Origin of the sequence: Candidatus Paracaedimonas acanthamoebae, from assembly GCA_017307065.1 — a bacterium.
Classification (GTDB): Bacteria; Pseudomonadota; Alphaproteobacteria; order Caedimonadales; family Caedimonadaceae; genus Paracaedimonas; species Paracaedimonas acanthamoebae_A.
Window position 1 is genome coordinate 1 of sequence record JAFKGL010000010.1, and the last position, 20,400, is coordinate 20,400.

A 20,400-nucleotide genomic window follows, 5' to 3' on the forward strand; every position below is an offset into this window, starting at 1 on the left:
GAATTTGAACTTACAGGATTACAGGGAACTCGATTAGTTGCTCAAACTGAAGACGATCAATTGAATGTAGTTGATTTGACATCCTCACAAACTATTGAGTTGGAAAAACCTTCAACCTCTTGGGCATCCTATTTATTTACCCCTCTCAAAGCTGTCAGCGATATTATTAGTTACGCTGCACAAAACCCAACAAAAACAGTAATGATTAGCCTTGTTTTAGTAGCTCAACTTACACTTGCAGCTGGAATCCCTGAAATTAAACCTGCACCTTCGAGTTGTGAATGTTATTGCGACATAAGAGATAAGGGGGCTTTTCCATTCCACGCTGAGTCTGCAGGCATGGTTACAGGTACTTATATGTGCTCTGTAATATGCAATCAACGTGGAGGCTACTTTAATAGCTGCAATTGATAAGTAAATTGAGGTTTTTAAAAAGGCCTCAATTTGTTCATCAAATGTGTTTTGATGTACGCAAGAGGAGGTCCCCAAAGATTAGACAGGATAGCAGCAAATTAAGCTATAGTCTGTATTGTGTTATGCTGCTAATCTGATCCCTGAATGGGGCTCCCCATTTAGAGTTCTCATTTTCATATATAAGGGTCGAATCCCATAACGGTACGTATCTAACAATAGGAATTAAGAAAAACCTCTTTCAGTCGTTTATCACCATGATTTTTATCACTTCCCTTTTTTGTGCTGATTAGACTAAAATTTTTGGAAGTTGGATTCCGGCTGTATCCTTAAGTTTTTCATCTGAGAAATCATATTCTCCTAGAAGGTTGATATGCGCCCAAGAAATCGGAGAATGCGATGAAATCGCTGAGAGCAACTTATCTTTCTGCTCAAGGCTGTCCATTCCTTCCAGTTTTTGTGACAGATACAGGTAGTTCCAGCAGATGATGGCGTTTTTGATGAGCCGATTGCAGCTTTCGGCTATTTCCTGCTCTTCTTTGTCACCTTGCGTAAATTCTCGTGGATTTCCAACGGCGATGGCTCGAGTGAATCTATTGGCTAGTTCAACTTTGTTAAGCTGTTTTTCAATGCCCCGCTTCATCCTGAAACGTTTTCTCAGGTTTGCGTAATAGAAAAACCAAGATAAAGGAAGCTGCAAAGAGCCACCCCATAATGGTATAACAATCATTAAAAGCTTGGACACCGGCTTCACGTTCGACTAACCCGGCAAGATTTTTTAAGGCAGCGCGATGATCATCTTGGATATTAAAATTTTCAAATTTGCTCTCAAGATTATATAAAAAATTCTCAAGCTGAATTTTCCCACTTTTTAAATTGTCTGAAAGTCGGGCTTTATGAAGATCAAGGCGTTTAATGAGGGTCGTATTAATAAGTGCAAGTCCAATAGCTCCACCGAGGTTGCGCATTAAATTGTAAAGGCCGCTGGCATTTTTAAGTCGTTCTGGGGGAAGTGTTCCAAGAGCAAGATTATTGATGGGTAAGAAACAAAAAATAATGGCGACTCCTCGTATAGCTTGTGGCCAGAAGTATTCATCAAAACTCGCTTGATTGGTAAGGGCAGATGAAAGATAAATAGACCAAAAGAAAAGCGCGATCCCAAAAGCCAGGATATATCGCATGTCTATTCGTTTAAGAAGTTGTCCGCCAATAGGGGCGGCTACAAACTGAAATAGGCCTGCGACCATCATAAATTCTCCGATCTGAAGGCTATTATAGCCACGGATTCGAGCTAGAAATAAAGGGATGAGATAAACTGTTCCATAAAGGCCAATGCCGATTGTAAAGCTATAAAAACACCCAATACTAAAATTTCGATCCATGAAAGCTTTTAAATCAACAATCGGTTCTTGATAGGATAGTACTCGCCAAAAAAAGCTTAAACCGGCAATTCCCATTAAGCAGGTAAAGCTTAAAATCATTGTGTCATCAAACCACCCTTCTCGAGGACCTTCTTCGAGAACATACTCAAGACTTCCAAGAAAAATAGCCATACACAATGCTCCAAAAATATCAAATCTTTTCAAAAGCTTAAAGTGAGGAGTGTCAATGTCGATAAGAAACCAAACGAGAGTTGTAACCACAATGCCGGGAACAATATTAATTAAAAAAAGCCATTGCCATGAAAAGAGTTGAGTTAAATATCCTCCAAGTGTCGGGCCAAGAGTGGGGGCTAAAGTAGCAACCAATCCAACAATAACCCCCACAGTGGGACGTAATCGAGGCGGGAACATTGTAAAGCTGGCTGCAAAGACAGTTGGAATCATGGCGCCTCCCACAAATCCTTGTAAGGCTCTAAAGACGATCATGGACTCAATATTCCAAGCAAAAGAGCAAAAAAGGCTCATCACCGTAAAACCAATACACGAAACACAAAAGGTTATGCGGGTGGAGAAAATGCGAGACAAATAGCCGGAGAGTGGGATCATAATGACTTCGGCAATTAGATAAGATGTTTGAACCCAACTGATTTCATCTGCGCTTGCTGAAATACCGGCTTGAATTTCGCTTAAGGAGCTTGAGACAATTTGGATATCAAGGATGGCCATGAACATTCCAAATGCCATAGCAATAAAACCAGCCCATTCACGTAAAGTTACGGTTTGCGAGGAAGGGGAAGTCATATTTTTAACCTTCTTTTGTGAAGACCTTTACAATCACTGAAAGACCGGGGCGTAGAAAAGAAGTATTAATATTCATATCTTCAAGGTGAATTTTTACAGGAATACGTTGGACAATTTTTGTGAAATTGCCGGTCGCATTTTCAGGGGGGAGCAAACTAAAAACGGCACCACTTGCAGGTGACAAACTTTCAATTCGCCCCTGGAATATCTGTCCTGGATAAGCATCAACTTTGACTTCAACTCTTTGACCTGGTTTCATGCGCGTAATTTGCGTTTCTTTAAAGTTGGCCCGGATAAAGGGTCTTTTGCTCACAAGCATCATTAGAAATTGTCCGGGTCTGACGAGTTGTCCTTCTTGGACGGCTTTATTTCCAATGAAACCAGCCCACGGAGCCGACAATTTTGTCTCTTTTAAGCTTTGAGTGGCTTGGGCAAGTTGTGCTTGGCTTTGAGCTTGTTGGGCTTTGATGATGGACGTAGTGGCCTCAAGAACGGCTAAACTTTTCTGAGCTGATGTTAAATTAGCTTGGGCTTCCTTAAGGGCTGCTTCTGCTTTCTGGGCATCTGCTTCAGTTCGGTCATATCGTTCTTGGCTGGCAAAAGATTTTACTTTGAGGATTTGGGATCTTTCAAAAGCCCGTTTGGTGGGCAAAATCTCGGTTTTTGCTTTAATCACCGCAGATTCAGCTTGAAGAATAACGGCTTTTTGTTCAGAAATTTTCTGTTGCAAAACAAGGAATTCACTTTCAGTTTGTTGATAACCTGCTTGAACTTCATCAAATTTTGCCTGAAAATCGACGGGATCAATTTCAATCAACGAAGATTGGGCGGCAACTTCTTGATTGTCTTGAATATGAATTTTAGCAACGTAGCCGGTGACTTTTGCGCTAATAGCGACCATATCGGCTTCAACGTAAGCATCATCAGTACTCTCATGATAACGCCAGTTGAAGAGCCACAAGAGCCCTAAAATAAGGATAAGTAGGCTGCTCAGGCTTCCTAAGATTAAAAGATTTTTACGAGAGATTTTGGACATTTTAAAAAGGTCTCCCTGAATAAACTATTTCCATCTTTCTTTTATAGATGATTAAGAAGGATGCAAGGTTTAAATTTTTTTCACAAATCCGGCAGGCACATCAGGAAAATAATTTTTCATAAAGGCTGGAGGTGTATCTCCAAAGCCAATGATTGGTTCGCGAGATTTTGGAGCAGAAGGGTGAGAAGCTGTAACTTTAGGTGCTTGTTCTTTAGGAGGCACCTTATTTTCTTGGTTTTTGTAATTTTTTCTCTCTCTTGGGTGAGTTTCCGTAGAGATGGCTCCACCTCTTTGATCCTCAGGACTGTCGATTGTATAAACAGGAATTTCCATATCAATCAGTTTCTGAATAGCGGTAAGGTAAGATTGTTCCGCTGGCGTTATAAAGGTGAAAGCTTTTCCAGTCTTTCCTGCGCGTCCTGTGCGTCCAATTCGATGCACATATTCTTCGGCATTGATTGGCACATCAAAATTAAAAACATGCGAAAGGGCTTCGACGTCAATTCCGCGGGCGGCAACATCACTCGCAATTAAAAATGAGATGTCCCCTTTTTTAAAGGCTTCTAAGGTTTCTGATCGAACAGTTTGCGTTAAGTCCCCATGAAGACTGGCGACATTAAATTTATGCCGCTTAAAGGAACTACAAAGGGTGGCAATATCTTTTTTTCGGTTGCAAAAGATAATCGCTGTTTTGATGTCTTCTTTTTGAATAATCGCGCGTAAGATTTGACGTTTTCTGAGAGGGGCTGATTTAACAATAAATTGTTGTATGTTGGCGGAGGTCGTTGCTGGCGCCGCCATCGTAATTTCTTCAGGATTTCGTAAGAATGAATCAGCAAGTTTGCGGACTTCTGGGGCAACAGTTGCTGAAAACATTAGGGTTTGTCGATGCGGGGGGAGAGCTTTCGTAATTTTTTCAATATCAGGGATGAATCCCATATCAAGCATGCGATCTGCTTCATCAATGACCAAAACTTCAACAGCCATCAACATCACTTTTCCGCGCTCTACAAAGTCCAAAAGCCGCCCAGGTGTTGCAATGAGAATATCGATATTGCCGTTGAGGGCGCGTTCTTGTTGAATCATTGAGCCACCCCCTATGATGAGAGCAGTCTTTAATTTATGATGTTTTCCATAGGAGTCAAAATGCTCGGCAATTTGTTGGGCAAGTTCACGAGTGGGGGCCAGCACAAGAATGCGCGGCATCCGCGCTCGGGCTCGGCCTTTTTCCAAAAGATCAAGTAAAGGCAGCGTATAAGAAGCTGTTTTTCCTGTGCCAGTTTGAGCGCATCCAAAAAGATCTCGGTGAGCTAACACAGATGGAATAACACTTTGTTGGATAGGGGTAGGAGTTGTATATCCTGCATCTTGAACCCCTTGAAGGGTTTTTTGACCTAAGCCGAGATCTGAAAAGTTCATACGTGTTAAATTGTTTCTTGTAAAAAGTTAGGAATACTTACCATTTTAAAGGTCTTTTTTTATTAAAAAGTCAAATATTTTCTTTGTTGTTTTGTTTTTTTCAGAATTTAGGGATTTTAAATCACACTTTTTAAAGGGAAATATTTCCTCAATATATAGGCCTGAAGTAACTCAACAAAAGAATTTTTTTATTCCTTTCTAAAATTTCACGCTTTAATTCTTCACCTTGTAATTTCAGACCCGTGCAACGAGAAAGAAAATTATCCCCGATTAATATTAGGTTGGTTAACCCGCTGGTGCTGAAAGATGTTAGGCCTGTGCAACGAGAAAGAAAATTATTCCCAATTGATATTAGGTTGGTTAATCCGTTGGTGCTGAAAGATGTTAGGTCTGTGCAACCGGAAAGAAAATTAGAACCAATTGATATTAGGTTGGTTAATCCGCACGTGCTGAAAGATATCAGGCCTGTGCGATTAAAAAGAAAATCGTTTCCAATTGATCTTAAATTGATTAATCCGCGTGTGTCGAATGATAGGAAAGGTGAATCAGAGCAGAAGAAAAGATGACCAATTGTTCTTAGATTGGTTAATCCATGAGTGTCGAATGAGGTCACGCTAGTACAATCGTAGCAGAATGTATTTCCAATTGATCTTAGGTTGTTTAAGTCTCGAGTGTCGAATGGGGTCACGCTACTACTTTGGTAAAGGAATTTATCCCCAATTGATCTTAGGTTGTTTAAACCTCGAGTGCCGAGTGATACCAGGCTCTTGCAATAGGAGAGGAAATTATTTCCAATTGATTTTAATTTGGTTAATCCATGAGAGTTGAATGAGGTCAAGCTATAGCAAAAGGCAAGGAAATTATCGCCAATTGATCTTAGGTTGGTTAACCCGCAGGTGCTGAAAGATGTCAGGCCTGTGCAACCGAAGAGGAAATTATCGCCAATTGATCTAGATTTATTATTACCATTCGTTAATATTAGTTTTCCTATGTTTTCCGGGGGAGTTGGAATGTCAACAACCTCTTGATCAGCATTATAAATAATTGTGTGCCCATGACCTTTTGTGAGAAATTTCTGTAGGTTATGAAGAGTTTGGGACTGTGATTGGTTCACAATAATAGTATGAGAATGATTATCTAAAACGCTCGCATCTTCATCAACTCCCACAAGAAAGTACTTAGAATGCTCCTTCATAAACTCAAGTTCCTCTTGCAATGAAGATCCATATTTTTCTCTGAACTCTCTTAATAAAGGGCCGGGATCTTCAACTTCTTTACCCGCATAAATATGATTAACGGGAAGGCAGGCTGTTAGTAGATTTAAGGCAACCTCAAACTTATCTTCTGGCATCTCTTGATCAAAAAGGGATTTAAAAAGGATTTTCGACCAATCTCTGGCTTCATCTTTAAGGAAATCATAAAGGCCAATACGCTTATATATTCTTGAAAGGGAGGTGCGCATGGGGCTCTTATCTGGCACAAACGCGTATTGATAGTGAGTCCGCATTATTTGATGTGTATATTTGGTACTTAAATCGGGCTCCGGGAAGCCGTCTGTCTCATCTTCATTAAGAGAAAATCTATGGATGACTTGGTTGAGGTAATTTACATAAGCTGCTTCCATCTTTATTTGCATGATGGGGGCGGTCTGCCTAACAACCCCATTTTCTTGTTCCTTTAAATAAGAGCAAACACGCCTAAGAACTTCAGGAGGAAGTTCTTCAAGCTTTGAGTATGTTGTCCATCCATTTATTGAGAAAAAAGATAATAAAATAAAACTTAACAGTAATTTCTTATAAATTTTCATGGTTTTTTAAATATAATGAGATTTTTCTACAGCTTAAGTGGGGTCTTTGATCTTATATTAGATATAGTATGACCAATTAGGCAAATCAAGCATAAAAGCAACGTCTTAAAATCCAGGTCTTCACTTGGGTCGTTTCCCTGCAAAAAAGAGCTTCATTTTATCGCGGGAAAAATACTTTTTAAGTATTTGAATAATAAAAATAAAAACTTTAAATAATTGTTACTTTTTTCTTCCAAAATCCCCCCTTTTTTGATATACTATAATAGAGTCAGAAGATGGCCACTGAAGACTCAAATGAGCGCTCAAAATCTAATCGTTTTAAGGAATAACAATAAAATTAAGGGAGGTTATCTTCTGATGGTATAGCTATGTGTATAATTTAGTCTTGTAAATATTTTGCAAGCGCTCGCTGAGTTGCTAAAAATGAAGCTGCTGCTTTGTCTGCAACTCAGTTTTAAAAGCCTAAAACTAAAGAGGCTGCTTAAGATATGCTTGCGAAAAGGGGTGTAAATAATTTATAAAAGAAATGTAAGGGCATGGTGCTCTTATATGGGAGTCCTTAGGATGCTCGATTGAGATCATAAGGGTTTGCTAACAAAAGAGGTTATAATGAGTAAAGTAATAGGTATTGACTTAGGTACAACAAATTCTTGCGTTGCCGTGATGGATGGCAGTAGCGCAAAAGTAATTGAAAATATAGAAGGGGCAAGAACAACACCCTCTATGGTTGCTTTCACAAAAGACGGTGAACGTCTTGTTGGGCAAGCCGCAAAACGCCAAGGCGTTACAAATCCAGAAAACACACTGTTTTCAATTAAGCGTTTGATTGGGCGTCGCTATGATGATCCAACGACGCAAAAAGATAAAGGACTTGTTCCTTATAAAATTATTAATTCAGAGACGGGCGATGCTTGGGTCGAAGCTCACGGCAAAGATTACAGCCCCAGTCAAGTAAGCGCCTTCATTTTGCAAAAAATGAAAGAAACAGCTGAGAATTTTCTCGGTGAAAAAGTGTCTCAAGCCGTTATTACCGTTCCCGCTTATTTCAATGACGCTCAACGTCAAGCCACAAAAGACGCGGGTAAAATCGCAGGCCTTGACGTCTTAAGAATCATCAATGAACCAACAGCTGCTGCTCTTGCCTATGGGCTTGAGAAAAAAGGGACAGGGATTGTTGCGGTTTATGACTTAGGCGGCGGAACTTTTGACGTCTCGATTTTAGAGATTGGTGATGGTGTTTTTGAAGTAAAATCTACCAATGGAGATACTTTCTTAGGCGGTGAAGATTTTGACCAAAAAATCATTGATTACCTTGCAGATGAATTTAAAAAAGAGCAAGGCATCAACTTGCGTCAAGATCGTCTCGCTTTACAGCGTCTTAAAGAGGCAGCGGAAAAAGCAAAGATTGAGCTTTCAACCGCAACCCAAACAGAAATCAATTTGCCTTTTATTACGGCAGATGCCTCAGGGCCTAAACACCTCAATATTAAAATGACTCGCTCAAAGCTTGAGTCTTTGGTCGAAGATCTTGTTGAAAGGACAATTCAACCTTGTAAAGCGGCTCTTAAAGATGCTGGCTTAACTGCAGGACAGATCGAAGAAGTTATTTTGGTGGGTGGTATGACACGGATGCCAAAAATTATTGAAACAGTTAAGAACTTTTTCGGACGTGAACCTCATCGTGGCGTGAATCCGGATGAAGTCGTGGCGATTGGTGCGGCGATTCAAGGCGGAGTTTTGAGAGGTGATGTTAAAGACGTTCTTCTGCTCGATGTCACACCTCTTTCTTTAGGAATTGAAACTCTTGGCGGTATTTTCACGCGTTTGATTGAGAGAAATACAACTATTCCAACCAAGAAAAGCCAGGTGTTCTCAACCGCGGACGATAATCAAACCGCTGTAACGATTCGTGTTTCACAAGGTGAACGTGAAATGGCTGCGGATAATAAGCTTTTAGGGCAATTTGATTTGATTGGGCTTCCTCCAGCACCTCGCGGTATGCCGCAAATCGAAGTCACTTTTGACATCGATGCGAATGGTTTGGTGAATGTTTCAGCAAAAGATAAAGGCACTGGAAAAGAACAACAAATCCGCATTCAAGCCTCTGGTGGATTGAGTGATGATGAAGTTGAGAAAATGGTAAAAGATGCTCAATCTCACGAAGCTGAAGATAAGAAGCGTCGCGCTGTGATTGAAGCTAGAAATCATGGTGAAAGTCTTGTGCATTCCACTGAAAAAAATATTTCAGAGTATGGTGATAAGATTTCTGCTGAAGACAAAGCAGCTATTGAGACGGCGATTAAAGACCTCAAAGAATCCTTAACAGGGGAAGATGAGGAAGCTATCAAGGCAAAAACACAAACTTTGATGGAAGCATCCATGAAACTTGGAGAGGCTATTTATAAAGCAACTCAAGCGGAAAGTGCGGCTTCTGCTGCTGCTTCTGGCGATCCTCAAGCTACAAAACAAGCAGAAGGCGATGTCGTTGATGCAGATTATGAAGAAGTAAAAGACGACAAGTCTCAAAACGCATAACCTTAGAGGGCCAGAAGAGATTTCTCTTGTGGCTCCTCTTTCCCCATTTCTGGAAGAAAAACAATGACAGAAAAGCGCGATTATTATGAAATGCTGGGCATCTCAAAAGATGCCTCTGCAGATGATCTTAAAAAAGCCTATCGCAAGCTTGCGATGAAATATCATCCGGATCGAAATCAATCCGATAAAGAAGCCGAAAAAAAATTTAAAGAAATTAATGAAGCCTATGAAATTCTGAAAGACGATCAAAAACGAGCGGCCTATGATCGCTATGGTCATGCTGCTTTTGATCCTGCGGCTGGTGGATTTGGCGGTGGCGGTCGTGGAAGTAATGGGCCTGGATTTGATTTCCATTTCTCTCAAGGGGGCGGTGGTTTTTCAGATATCTTTGAAGAAGTTTTCAGTGAATTTATGGGCGGTGGCGCCCGACAACAAGGCGCAACCTCTTCTGCTCAACGCGGGTCCGATTTACGTTATAACTTGAAGATTACGCTTGAAGATGCCTTTAAAGGAGCCCAAACAACCATCAAGCTTAACACGCCGGTTAAGTGTGACACGTGTGAAGGACATGGCACCGCAAAAGGCACTAAGCCTGAGACGTGTACGACGTGTCGAGGGCGAGGGTCTATTCGCATGCAGCAAGGATTTTTTTCTGTTGAGCGAACATGTACAACATGTCATGGGGCAGGCCAACTTATTAAAGATCCTTGTAAAGGATGTCGTGGCACGGGCCGAAAAACAGGTGAGCGGACTCTTTCTGTCGCGATTCCTGCGGGTATTGAGGATGGATCTCGTATTCGTCTTGCCGGAGAAGGCGAAGCTGGTCTGCGCGGTGGCCCCGCTGGGGATCTGTACGTTTTTGTCGCGATTGAAGACCATCGTTTATTTGAACGAGAAGGCTCTGATTTGTATTGCAAAACTCCAATTTCGTTTGGAACCGCGGCCCTTGGCGGAACGCTTGAAATGCCAACGATTGATGGTAATCACGTTCGTGTTACAATCCCAGAAGGCACTCAAAGTGGACGCCAATTCCGATTAAAAGGCAAGGGAATGTCTATTTTAAGGCGGTCTGGCCGAGGCGATATGATTATTCAAGTGAATATAGAAACTCCTGTTCATCTTAATAAACGACAAAAAGAGTTGCTAAAGGAACTCGATGAAACGATGAAAAAAGGGGATCATACGCCTGAAAATGATAAATTTATGGCGAAAATTAAAAAGTTCCTTGAAGGATTAAAGCATTGTCTTTCCTTGTGGGGATTATAATAGCTTGCGACCTGCCATGATCTAAGTTAAAAATAATTTAATTAAAATTTTAATTAAATAGGTGAGGCTTATATTTTGCGACAATTTAGATTTATTTTAGGGGTGTTAAGCGGATTTTTGATTTTTTCTCAAGGAATGCAGGCGAGTTCTTCTCAACAAGAAATCACAGTTCTTAAAGAGCAATTGAAAGTCTTGATGCAGAGAATTGAAACCCTTGAGAAAAATCAGAAAGTAACTCAAGCAGGTCTTTCCGCACCGCAAGAAAAAATTACGAATGTCAGCGATTTACCCAAACCAACAGCGCCTTTACAGGTGATCTCAGGCAATAATAAAGTCCAACTTACTCTTTCAGGCCAAATCAATCGTTTGGTGAGTTTTGATAGTAACGGCAAAAACTCTCAAGTGTCTCATAAGGATAACTCCTTTTCTTCAACACGCCTCAATTTTACGGGGAAAGGTGCTCTCAATGATGAGACCACAGTTTCTGGCGTCCTTGAAGTTGAAATTCGCTCAGATGCGAGTTCAACACGGGATATTGGAACGGCGTCGGACCCAAGTTCATCGGTATTTTTGAGAGAGCGCCGCATTGAGGCTATTTTCGATCATAAAAGATATGGAAAGTTATGGTTAGGGCAAGGGCCTATGGCGAGTGATAGCACCTCAGAAGTAGATTATTCTGGGACAGATGTGATTACCAGTGGATCAGAGATCCAAGATCAGGCAGGAGGCATTAAGTTCTTTAATAAACGGACACAGCAGAAAGATGCTCGCACGATTGGTGCTGTTTATGATAACTATGGGCAGACTTTCCGCCAAGATCGCGTCCGTTATGATACGCCCAATTTTAATGGTTTTGTGTTTGGCGCGAGCCACGCTACACGCGATATTGTGGATGCTTCTTTAAAATACGCAGGCGAGTATGAGAAAACAAAATTTGGGGCCGCTGTCGCCGTTGCGAAGAATCCTTTCACAGGGGCCACGCGTAAAGGATGGGAGCAATATAATGGGTCGGCTTCTATTCTTTTCTCAAATGGGCTCAGTTTAATGGGCGCTTCAGGTCATCGTAAATTCAAAGACAAGGGGCGTAATCCAGGTAAATATTGGTATGGGAAGGTTGGCTATCAATTTAACTATTTTGACGTTGGAAAAACGGCGTTTGCCATAGATTATGCCTGGAGTAAATCGATAGCGGATGATCCCAGTTTCACGCTGACAGATTTTAACATCATCAATACAGAGCGTTTTAATAGTTATGGCCTTGTTGCTGTTCAATCTCTTGATTCTGCCGCAACCGAAGTGTATGCCGCAGCGCGGACGCATCAACTGAAACGTCAAGGTGACTGGTTCAGTAGGATTTTTTCTTTTGTTGCCGGTGTGCGAGTTAAACTTTAATGAAATTCTTCTTTGGGATCTTAGGCCTAGGCAGCGTTTGTTTAAGTGGGTGTCACGGTTTTAAAGCCGGCACATACCCTGAACAAAGTGAGATGAAAAAGGGGCCTGGCCTTTTTACAGGTGACCAAGGTGAATTTGAAATTCTATCGCCTCAAAAATCCCGTGATGAAAGAAGCCCTGAGCCTTCTAAGAGTTCTTAAGTAAAACAGGACAGTAAATGTTCGTAACTTGTTGAAATTGCAAGTAAAACTTCAAGCAAAATTAAGATGATAATAATCCACTCAAGTCTTGTGGAATGACGATGGTTTAACGTATCCCCTAAAATTTGAAAAAGTTCATGAATCATCTCAAGTTTGCGATTTAAACTTTGGGTTCGTGATTTGATATCAAGATCTTTGGCAGCTTGACGATAAAAAGACTCATATTCAGAGTTCTCCCAGAAAAAATCGGGGGTGTCGAGGAAATCACTTTGAAGATTGATAGAGCTTCTTTCAAAGAAAAGCGCGCCTATTTTTCGACCAATCTGACGACGAGAGAGAGGGACTTTTCCTTTTGTTGCAAGGGCTTGGGTAATAACGCTAGCATCTTCGATCGCGGATTCAATTCGGCGCTCGTAAACAAGTAATTTTACGGATTGAGCAAGTCCATAAGAAATTGCGAGTTTTAGAAGAGGATCTTGGGCATCTTCCAGCGTAATCTCATCTTGAGACATCCGGGTGTGAGGTCCATAGTGAAATGAAAATTCATCAAATTCCGGCGTTTTGAGAGGCTCTATTTCATATTTCAGAATATATTTTAAAGATTCTTGTTCTTCTTCTTCTGAAAGATTCCAAAAAATAACGCAACCATGATCAAAACAAAAGACTTCACCTTTTTTAAAGCGAAAATGAATGACATCTTGATACAGAGTGGTAGGGCATCGGGAGCGCAAAAAGTCATTTATTTGGGCAAGATCATATGTTTTTGCTGTGCAATAAGCGGAGCAACGCATGTGGGTACTTTCTGATATTCTTCCTAACCCTACTGAAAACAATGCTTTTTGGCAAGTCTCTCCCCTGAAAAAGTATGAATTGCAATTTTTGCATAGCAAAGATGTAACAATTGCCCTTGAAGTCAAAAATTTTCGTCCTATATATGAAACATAACCAAACTCAAGGACCGTTATTATGCTTAAAAAATCCCTCCTTCTTATGACCGTTATCTCTTTAAATATTTTGCCAAGTTTTGCCTCAGATGATCAATCAGACGAGAAAAAATCTTTTTTTCCGCAGAATTTTTCGAAAGATCAATGGACGCAACTTTATACTAAAGGAGAAGCCACCGAAGGCTTTAAAGTTTATCGAGTAGATGAGGAAAATAAAAAAAAGTTAACACCTAATAAATCACAAATTTTGACTAATTATACAAATCCTCTGGAAGAACGTCTCTGTTTTAAGGAAGCGAGTTATGAGGAAGATGAAAAATACGAGATAGAAATGCTTCCTGGAATGAAAGAAATGGGGATTTTGAAAACATTTAAAGGAATTTATACACTTCCGGGTGCATATGCATTTAGTTCTATTAATGAAATAAATGTGGTGGGTAGTTATGATGTTTTTCGTCCAATTTTTTCTCATGGTGATGTTGAGCAGAATCCCCTCTGTCTTCATGTATTGTATGAATTTGATGCAACTTTTATAAAGCAAACTTCTGGGGCACACCGCATTAATCAAACGCTTATGAAATTTTTCTATGTTCACAAAGCGTTGCAACAGCCAGAGATATATCCTTTAGATTATAATGAGGTGGCTAAAATCGCTGGACGTACATGGTTTGTTGAGTATATGAAGAGTCAAAAAATGTCAGATGAAATATGTCTAAAAATGTTATTTAATCCTGAAGATATACGTTTAGAAAACGAATTCTATACGACGATCAGCAATTCTTTGAAGAATGAAATTTATTTGTCATTAGGGATTGATACAGCACTTCTTGAATCTATGTATGCAGGGCTTGGTTGGAAAAAAATTAGTTTAGATCGTACTTAAATCCCACAATTTAATAAAGATAAACTTTCTTAAAAAGTTAGTTATAAGGAGCAAATTAAATTTTGCTCCTTTTTTATTGAAAAGTCGTATTGTACACTCTTTCCAAAATCTTTTACTCTTAATGGAACAAAAAAGCGAAAGGTTAAGAAGGTGCCTCAACGTGATTTAAAATCAGTGAAATATGCAAGTTATGCGTCGGTCGTTGTTGCTTGCATCTTGATTCTTGCAAAATTTTTCGCCTGGCAAGTGACAGGGGCTTTGAGCCTGCAAGCTTCGTTGATTGATTCAGTGCTTGATGGATTAGCCTCGCTTTTAAATATGTTTGCAATCCGTGAAGCCCATCGTCCTCCTGATGCAGAACACCGTTTTGGACACGGTAAAATTGAGGCAATTGGGGCGTTAGCTCAATCCATTTTTATTTTTGGGTCTGCAAGTTGGTTGTTTTACGAAGCGGGGAATCGTTTCTTACATCCTGAGTCTGTTGAAGAGGCGGGCATCGGGTTGGGAGTGATGGGATTTTCGATTGTTCTGACGCTTGCCCTTGTTTTGTATCAAAAGCATGTTTTTAAGCGCACCCATTCTATCGCCATTCAGGCGGATTCAATTCATTACCAAAGTGACTTATTTATTAATATAAGCGTTATTATTGCGCTTTTAGGAAGCCGCTTTAACGGGATGTCTTTTTTGGATCCTCTCATTGGGACAGGCATTGCGGCTTATATTTTATACACAGCCTGGAAAGTTGTTGCTCAATCTTTTGATATTCTCATTGATCGCGAATTCTCTCAAGAAGATCGACAAAAGATCATTCAACTTGTTTTAAATCATCCCCAAGTTTTAGGGTATCATGATTTAAGAACTCGCTCTTCTGGGACACAGAAATTTATTCAAATTCATCTTGAAATGGATGGCGATTTAACCTTAAAAACAGCTCATAAAATTTCTCTAGAGGTCATCTTGAAAATTCAACAAGCTTTTCCTTATACAGAAGTCTTAATCCATGAAGATCCCAGTGGCGAAATCGATGATCATCCTTAAAAGAAATTAGGTAAAAAAGAAGGCGCCAATTTGAATTAGTGGCGCTTATCGATATTAAACTAAATAACCTCTTCTTTCGGTTTTAACTTGCTTCTGCCCAGCTTCGACCGACACCCGTATCAACAGTTAAAGGAATATCTAGATAGACGACTTTCTCCATCGTTTGTTTTCCGATTTGAAGAGTGGCTTCAACTTCCGTTTCTGGAATCTCAAGAATCAATTCATCATGAACTTGAAGAAGCATCTTTCCTTTCAATTGGGCTTTAGCGAGATTGATCGGAAGGTGAATCATGGCTTGTTTTATAATATCGGCTGCTGTGCCTTGAAGAGGTGCATTAATAGCTTGGCGTTCGGCAAAGCCTTTTAAGGTAGGATTTTTTTCGTGAATACCCATGATAAAACATTTTCGTCCAAATAAGGTTTCAACATATCCTTGAGCTCGAGCTTTTTCTTTTTGATCTTCCATGAAAGCCAAAATCCCAGGATAGCGAGCATTATAAATTTCAATATAATGAGCAGCTTCTTTGGGGGAGATTTTTAATTGCCGCCCCAAACCAAAGGCACTGATACCATAAATGATTCCAAAATTGATGGCTTTTGCCCGACGACGATGTTCTGCATCAACATTTTCCAAGGGCAAGCCAAATACTTCCGACGCCGTTAAGGCGTGGATATCGTAACCGTTTCGAAAAGCCGTTTTTAAAGATTCCATATTTGCCATTTGAGCGAGAAGTCTTAATTCAATTTGAGAATAGTCCAAAGAGATGAGCATGTGCCCCGGTTTTGCGACAAAGGCTTCTCGAATCTTACGTCCTTCTTCCGACCGTATAGGAATGTTTTGAAGGTTAGGATTGCTTGAAGAAAGGCGACCTGTCGAAGTCATCGTCATTCCAAATGTGGTATGAACACGTCCAGTATGTGGATTAATTTCTTCAACTAACGCATCTGTGTAGGTACTTTTAAGTTTTGCAAGTTGTCGCCAATCAAGAATTTTTTGAGGTAAGTTATGGCCTTGATTAGCTAAATCTTCGAGGACCTCAGCCCCTGTTCCATAAGAACCACTCTTTCCTTTTTTACCCGTGCCTAATTTCAGCTCTTCAAAAAGAACTTCGCCGAGTTGTTTGGGAGAGGCAAGATTAAAAGGGTGCCCTACTTCTTGATGAATTTCTTGTTCGAGGAAATGAAGACGTTCTTGAAAATTCTGGCTCAGTTCTTTTAATTTTTGAAGATTGACCGTGATCCCGATCATTTCCATTTCAGTTAAGATAGGGATTAAAGGCCGATCAATGGTTTCATAAATACTTGTCGCTTGTTCTTTTGGAAGTCTAGGTTTTAACAATTGATAAAGTCGAAAGGTCATGTCCGCATCTTCTGCGGCATAAGTGCATGCCTTATCTAATGGGACAAAGTCAAAAGTAACTTCTTCTTTGCCTGTGCCCACCACCTCTTTATATTTTATTGTTTGATGATCAAAATGAACTTGAGATAATTCATCAAGACCATGCCCATGATGGGTCCCATCTAAAATATAAGAAAGTACCATCGTATCATCATAAGGAGCCACGTTGATATTTTCTTGCGAGAGAATAAGAGCATCGTATTTTATATTGTGCCCAATTTTAAGAATAGAAGGATCTTCTAAGAGTTCTTTTAATTCTTTAAGAGCCTTTTCATAAGGGATTTGTTGAGGATTTGTTGAGGGCCCTGAAAATAAATCTTCGGGCGTTTTTGTTTTGTGTCTCAAAGGGATATAACAAGCTTTTCCTGGTGCAAGAGCTAAAGAAACGCCAACAAGTTCGGCTTGGAGAGCTTTCAAGGAGGTTGTCTCTGTATCAAGCGCAATGACACCTTGAAATTTAGCTTCGTGAATCCACTTTTGCAGCTCTTCGAGATGTGTGATTAATTGATAGTTGGCCTTCATAGGAGTGGGTTTTTGAGGAGAATCAGAAGTCGCTGGTTTAGAAGCGATCGTTCCTTCACGCTCAAGACGGGAAAGAAGGGAGCGGAAATTCTGTGTTTCAAGAAAGCTTCTTAATTTTACAGGTTCTGGTACCCTTAATTCTAAGTTTTCAAGGGGCATTGGGAGGGGAACTTCTTTGGAAAGAGTCACAAGCTGATATGACAAAAGGGCTTCTTTTGTATTTTGCTGAAGCGTTTCACGACGTTTTGTTTGAGGGATTTCATGAAGACGGTTCAATAAATCGTGAAGAGATCCGAACTCTTGAATAAGTTGCATTGCTGTTTTAAGTCCTATTCCTGGGACACCTGGGATATTATCCGAACTATCTCCGGCTAGGGCTTGCACATCAACAACATTCTCAGGTTTGACGCCAAACTTAATTTCGACTTCAGCTTCTCCAATAGACTTATTTTTCATAGGATCAAACATACGAACGTTTGGACCGATAAGTTGCATCAGATCTTTATCTGAAGAGACAATTGTTACATCTGCTCCTTGTTGAAGAACAGCTTGAGTATAACTCGCGATCAGGTCATCAGCTTCATACCCTATTAACTCAATTGAGGGGACATTAAAAGCCTGGCAAGCTTCGCGGATGAGTGGAAATTGAGGAATAAGCTCGGGTGGCGGTGGAGGACGATTGGCTTTATAGTCGGGATAAATATCATGGCGAAAATTTCGTCTAGCCGTATCAAAGATAACCCCTAAATGGTCCACGTTAGTTTCAGATAAAAGCTTCATGAGCATATTTGTAAAACCCAGAACTGCATTGACAGGAGTCCCATCAGGTCGCGTTAGCACAGGTAATCCATGAAAAGCTCTAAAAATAAAGCCTGATCCGTCAATTAAATACACGTGTTTTAAAGGAGTTGGTGCCATTGATATTTCTCTTTATTTGCGGTGAAAGAAAATTATCATGAATTTTAGGGAGGTGCATGAAGAAAATACCGCGATGCAAGAAAATACCATGATACAAGGATTGACAATTAAGCGTAAAAACCGTATAGACTGCTTTCAATAAATTAGTTCCTAAGGAGATTTCAAATGAAGCGGACCTATCAGCCAAGCGTTTTGGTAAGAAAGCGTCGTCATGGATATCGCGCTCGTATGGCAACAATTGGTGGCCGTAGAGTTTTAGCAAATCGACGAGCTAAAGGGCGCGCAAGACTCTCTGCCTAGAGACTGTGACCTTTTTTATTTCTCTGAAAAAGAGACAAGAATTTAAAAAAATTTCTAGCCTTGGAAAACGCTGGGTTACCTCAGCGTTTATCTTGCAATGTCTTCCTCAAGAAGAAAATTTCCTCTTTCATCATGCTCGTTTCGGTTTTACTGCAAGTCGAAAGATTGGTGGTGCTGTCCAGCGAAATAGGGCCCGACGTCGCTTAAAGGAAGTTGTGCGGCTTAATCTGACTCATACCCAAACCAACTTTGATTATGTTCTGATCGCACGCGATAAAGCACTTACCATTGATTTTCAAAAACTTGAGAGAGATTTTCGATGGGCCTTAACACATATTCATGCCCATTAGAGTAAAATTGGTTGTATTAGAAAATAATTCTATTTTAAAAAAGAAGTAGATGAAGACATAATACACGGAGATTTTATGCAAAGAATTACTTTGCGCGAGGTGAATCCCATTCCCCAAGAGAAAATTTCCGGCATGATCGACGAATTTTTTGATCTGCGAATACACCTTTTAAAAAGAGGTCTGCTTTCAATTGATCAAATAAAAATTGCAGAAATCGAACACCAAAAGCAAGGTAAGCGTTTAGAAGAAATACTTGTTAATTTAGGTTTTTTAAGTGATCAAGTTCTGAGAGAGATCATTGCGGATTTAAAGGGAATCTCTATTTTTAATCTTCAAGAATTTATCATCGATGCCCATCTTCTGATTAATTTTTCTAAAAATGTTGCTGAACGTTACCAAGTCTTACCTTTATTTTGCGAAGAAAAAACTTTGCATGCTGCGTTGGTGGATGTTGATGATCTGATAGCCATTGATCAGCTTCGGTATTTTTTTCCTCACGTTACAAATATTATTCCTTATGTGGCGACTTCGATGGATTTAAGTCAAGCAATTGATAAAGCCTATGGTCATGCTCTTTCTATTGAAGGTCTTCTGTATGAAATTGAGGAAAAAGAAAATAAAGATAAAAAACACACTGAAGGGACAGCGATTCGCTTTATCAACACTTTATTAATGGATGCTGTGAAAAGAAGGGCCTCAGATATCCACTTTGAGCCAGAAGGAACATTTATTCGATGTCGATATCGTTTGGATGGTGTTCTTCGGCAGATATGCACTTTTCATCGTCAATATTGGCCAATGCTTCTTGTGCGCTTAAAAATTATGTCAGAAATGGATATTACAGAAAATCGATTTCCACAGCATGGTCGATTTAGTTTTATCGTGGCAAATCGTGAAGTTGATTTTAGAGCGGCCTCTCATCCAACTGTTCATGGGGAAAATTTTGTTGTTCGTATTTTGGATAAACGTCATTCTTTATTACCTTTAGAAGAATTAGGATTTAAAGAAGCAACAGTTCATTCTATTAAGCAATTAATCAAGTCCCCTCAGGGGCTTGTGGTCGTGACGGGTCCCACAGGTTCTGGAAAAACAACAACTCTTTACTCGATGCTACGCTATATTGCGTCAACAGATGTTAATATTATGACGCTGGAAGAGCCTGTAGAATATGAGCTTCCTTTGATTCGGCAAACTGAAGTGCGTGAACCGGGTGGTGTATCATTTGTCGAAGGCATCCGTTCAATTTTGCGTCAAGACCCCGACATTATTTTTATTGGAGAAGTGCGAGATGAAGAAACGGCTAAAATGGCGTTGAGAGCCGCTATGACGGGTCATCTTGTCTTGACGACTCTTCACACAAATAATGCTTTTGATATCATTTCTCGATTTAAGGATTTGGGTATTTCTCCCCAAATGTTAGCAGGCCATCTTCGAGGCGTGATTGCTCAAAGACTTTTAAGAAAGCTTTGTTCCTTTTGTAAAATTGAAAGAAACTTGACTCAAGAGGAAAAACTTCTGTTTCAAGAGTATAAACAGAGCGCTCATATTTTCTGGGAAGCAGAAGGGTGTGATGAGTGTGAATTCACGGGTTATAAAGGACGTATTGCTGTTGCTGAATGGCTCGTATTTGATGAGCAAATGGATGATCTTTTAAGTGATGCTAAACTGACTGAACTTCGGACTTATGTTCAAAGTCAAGGATTTCAATCGATGAGCCATGCGGCTCTTTCGATTTTTCAAGAAGGAATAGTGAACATGGCTGAAATTGAAAGAGTTGTTGGACTGAGAAAAATTTAA

Annotated in this window: 18 protein-coding genes; 11 read left to right on the forward strand and 7 right to left on the reverse strand. The window is 40.0% G+C overall.

The window, feature by feature from the left end; genetic code table 11:
• Nucleotides 1–411, forward strand: a 411-nt coding sequence (locus J0H12_00095) for a hypothetical protein (protein ID MBN9412314.1), incomplete at its 5' end; no start/stop codon positions are given.
• Nucleotides 412–700: 289 nt separating this feature from the next.
• On the opposite strand, the gene J0H12_00100 is transcribed toward J0H12_00095, so the two are convergent.
• The 5 genes from J0H12_00100 to J0H12_00120 all read right to left on the reverse strand — a co-directional run bounded on the left by J0H12_00100 (nt 701) and on the right by J0H12_00120 (nt 6,856).
• A complete protein-coding gene (locus tag J0H12_00100; GenBank protein ID MBN9412315.1) occupies nt 701–1,054 on the reverse strand; it encodes a Tn3 family transposase in 354 nt (117 codons plus the stop codon).
• Nucleotides 1,038–2,594 carry a DHA2 family efflux MFS transporter permease subunit gene (locus J0H12_00105; protein ID MBN9412316.1) on the reverse strand — a complete coding sequence of 519 codons (1,557 nt, stop codon included), beginning with the start codon at nt 2,592–2,594 and terminating at the stop codon, nt 1,038–1,040. Before J0H12_00105 ends, J0H12_00100 begins: the two co-directional genes overlap by 17 nt.
• 4 nt (nt 2,595–2,598) lie before the next feature.
• Complete coding sequence (locus J0H12_00110; protein MBN9412317.1) at nt 2,599–3,630, reverse strand: HlyD family secretion protein; 1,032 nt, start codon at nt 3,628–3,630, stop codon at nt 2,599–2,601.
• A gap of 69 nt (nt 3,631–3,699) precedes the next feature.
• Nucleotides 3,700–5,049, reverse strand: coding sequence for a DEAD/DEAH box helicase (locus J0H12_00115; protein ID MBN9412318.1), 1,350 nt, complete (start codon nt 5,047–5,049; stop codon nt 3,700–3,702).
• 148 nt (nt 5,050–5,197) lie between these two features.
• A complete protein-coding gene (locus J0H12_00120; GenBank protein MBN9412319.1) occupies nt 5,198–6,856 on the reverse strand; it encodes a hypothetical protein in 1,659 nt (552 codons plus the stop codon).
• Nucleotides 6,857–7,465: 609 nt separating this feature from the next.
• On the opposite strand from J0H12_00120, the gene dnaK reads away from it, so the two are divergent.
• The 4 genes from dnaK (at nt 7,466) to J0H12_00140 (ending at nt 12,249) form a co-directional block, all read left to right on the forward strand.
• Nucleotides 7,466–9,391: a molecular chaperone DnaK gene (gene dnaK / locus J0H12_00125; protein MBN9412320.1), complete on the forward strand. Its 1,926-nt coding sequence runs from the start codon at nt 7,466–7,468 to the stop codon at nt 9,389–9,391.
• Nucleotides 9,392–9,454: 63 nt separating this feature from the next.
• A complete protein-coding gene (gene dnaJ, locus J0H12_00130; GenBank protein ID MBN9412321.1) occupies nt 9,455–10,657 on the forward strand; it encodes a molecular chaperone DnaJ in 1,203 nt (400 codons plus the stop codon).
• 117 nt (nt 10,658–10,774) lie between these two features.
• The gene (locus J0H12_00135; protein ID MBN9412322.1) at nt 10,775–12,049 is read left to right on the forward strand and encodes a porin; all 1,275 of its coding nucleotides are present in this window, start codon (nt 10,775–10,777) and stop codon (nt 12,047–12,049) included.
• Nucleotides 12,049–12,249 (forward strand): hypothetical protein, encoded by a 201-nt coding sequence (locus J0H12_00140; protein ID MBN9412323.1) that lies wholly within the window; start codon nt 12,049–12,051, stop codon nt 12,247–12,249. Before J0H12_00135 ends, J0H12_00140 begins: the two co-directional genes overlap by 1 nt.
• Here the strand turns inward: J0H12_00140 and J0H12_00145 are convergent.
• Nucleotides 12,246–13,040 (reverse strand): RMD1 family protein, encoded by a 795-nt coding sequence (locus J0H12_00145; GenBank protein MBN9412324.1) that lies wholly within the window; start codon nt 13,038–13,040, stop codon nt 12,246–12,248. The genes J0H12_00140 and J0H12_00145 overlap by 4 nt on opposite strands.
• Here J0H12_00145 and J0H12_00150 point away from each other — a divergent pair.
• From J0H12_00150 to J0H12_00160, 3 genes are all read left to right on the forward strand, one after another.
• The gene (locus tag J0H12_00150; protein ID MBN9412325.1) at nt 13,039–13,194 is read left to right on the forward strand and encodes a hypothetical protein; all 156 of its coding nucleotides are present in this window, start codon (nt 13,039–13,041) and stop codon (nt 13,192–13,194) included. The two genes, J0H12_00145 and J0H12_00150, sit on opposite strands and share 2 nt — an antisense overlap.
• Nucleotides 13,195–13,215: 21 nt before the next feature.
• Nucleotides 13,216–14,076 carry a hypothetical protein gene (locus J0H12_00155; GenBank protein ID MBN9412326.1) on the forward strand — a complete coding sequence of 287 codons (861 nt, stop codon included), beginning with the start codon at nt 13,216–13,218 and terminating at the stop codon, nt 14,074–14,076.
• 150 nt (nt 14,077–14,226) lie between these two features.
• Nucleotides 14,227–15,114 carry a cation diffusion facilitator family transporter gene (locus J0H12_00160; GenBank protein MBN9412327.1) on the forward strand — a complete coding sequence of 296 codons (888 nt, stop codon included), beginning with the start codon at nt 14,227–14,229 and terminating at the stop codon, nt 15,112–15,114.
• 82 nt (nt 15,115–15,196) lie between these two features.
• Here the strand turns inward: J0H12_00160 and polA are convergent, their stop codons facing one another.
• Nucleotides 15,197–17,953 carry a DNA polymerase I gene (gene polA, locus J0H12_00165; GenBank protein ID MBN9412328.1) on the reverse strand — a complete coding sequence of 919 codons (2,757 nt, stop codon included), beginning with the start codon at nt 17,951–17,953 and terminating at the stop codon, nt 15,197–15,199.
• 165 nt (nt 17,954–18,118) lie between these two features.
• Here polA and rpmH point away from each other — a divergent pair, with 165 nt between their 5' ends.
• The 3 genes from rpmH (at nt 18,119) to tadA (ending at nt 20,400) form a co-directional block, all read left to right on the forward strand.
• Nucleotides 18,119–18,253, forward strand: a complete 135-nt coding sequence (gene rpmH / locus J0H12_00170; protein MBN9412329.1) for a 50S ribosomal protein L34 — start codon at nt 18,119–18,121, stop codon at nt 18,251–18,253.
• 5 nt (nt 18,254–18,258) lie between these two features.
• On the forward strand, nt 18,259–18,603 hold the full coding sequence (gene rnpA / locus J0H12_00175) for a ribonuclease P protein component (protein MBN9412330.1): 345 nt from the start codon (nt 18,259–18,261) through the stop codon (nt 18,601–18,603).
• 75 nt (nt 18,604–18,678) lie between these two features.
• Nucleotides 18,679–20,400: a Flp pilus assembly complex ATPase component TadA gene (gene tadA, locus J0H12_00180; GenBank protein ID MBN9412331.1), complete on the forward strand. Its 1,722-nt coding sequence runs from the start codon at nt 18,679–18,681 to the stop codon at nt 20,398–20,400.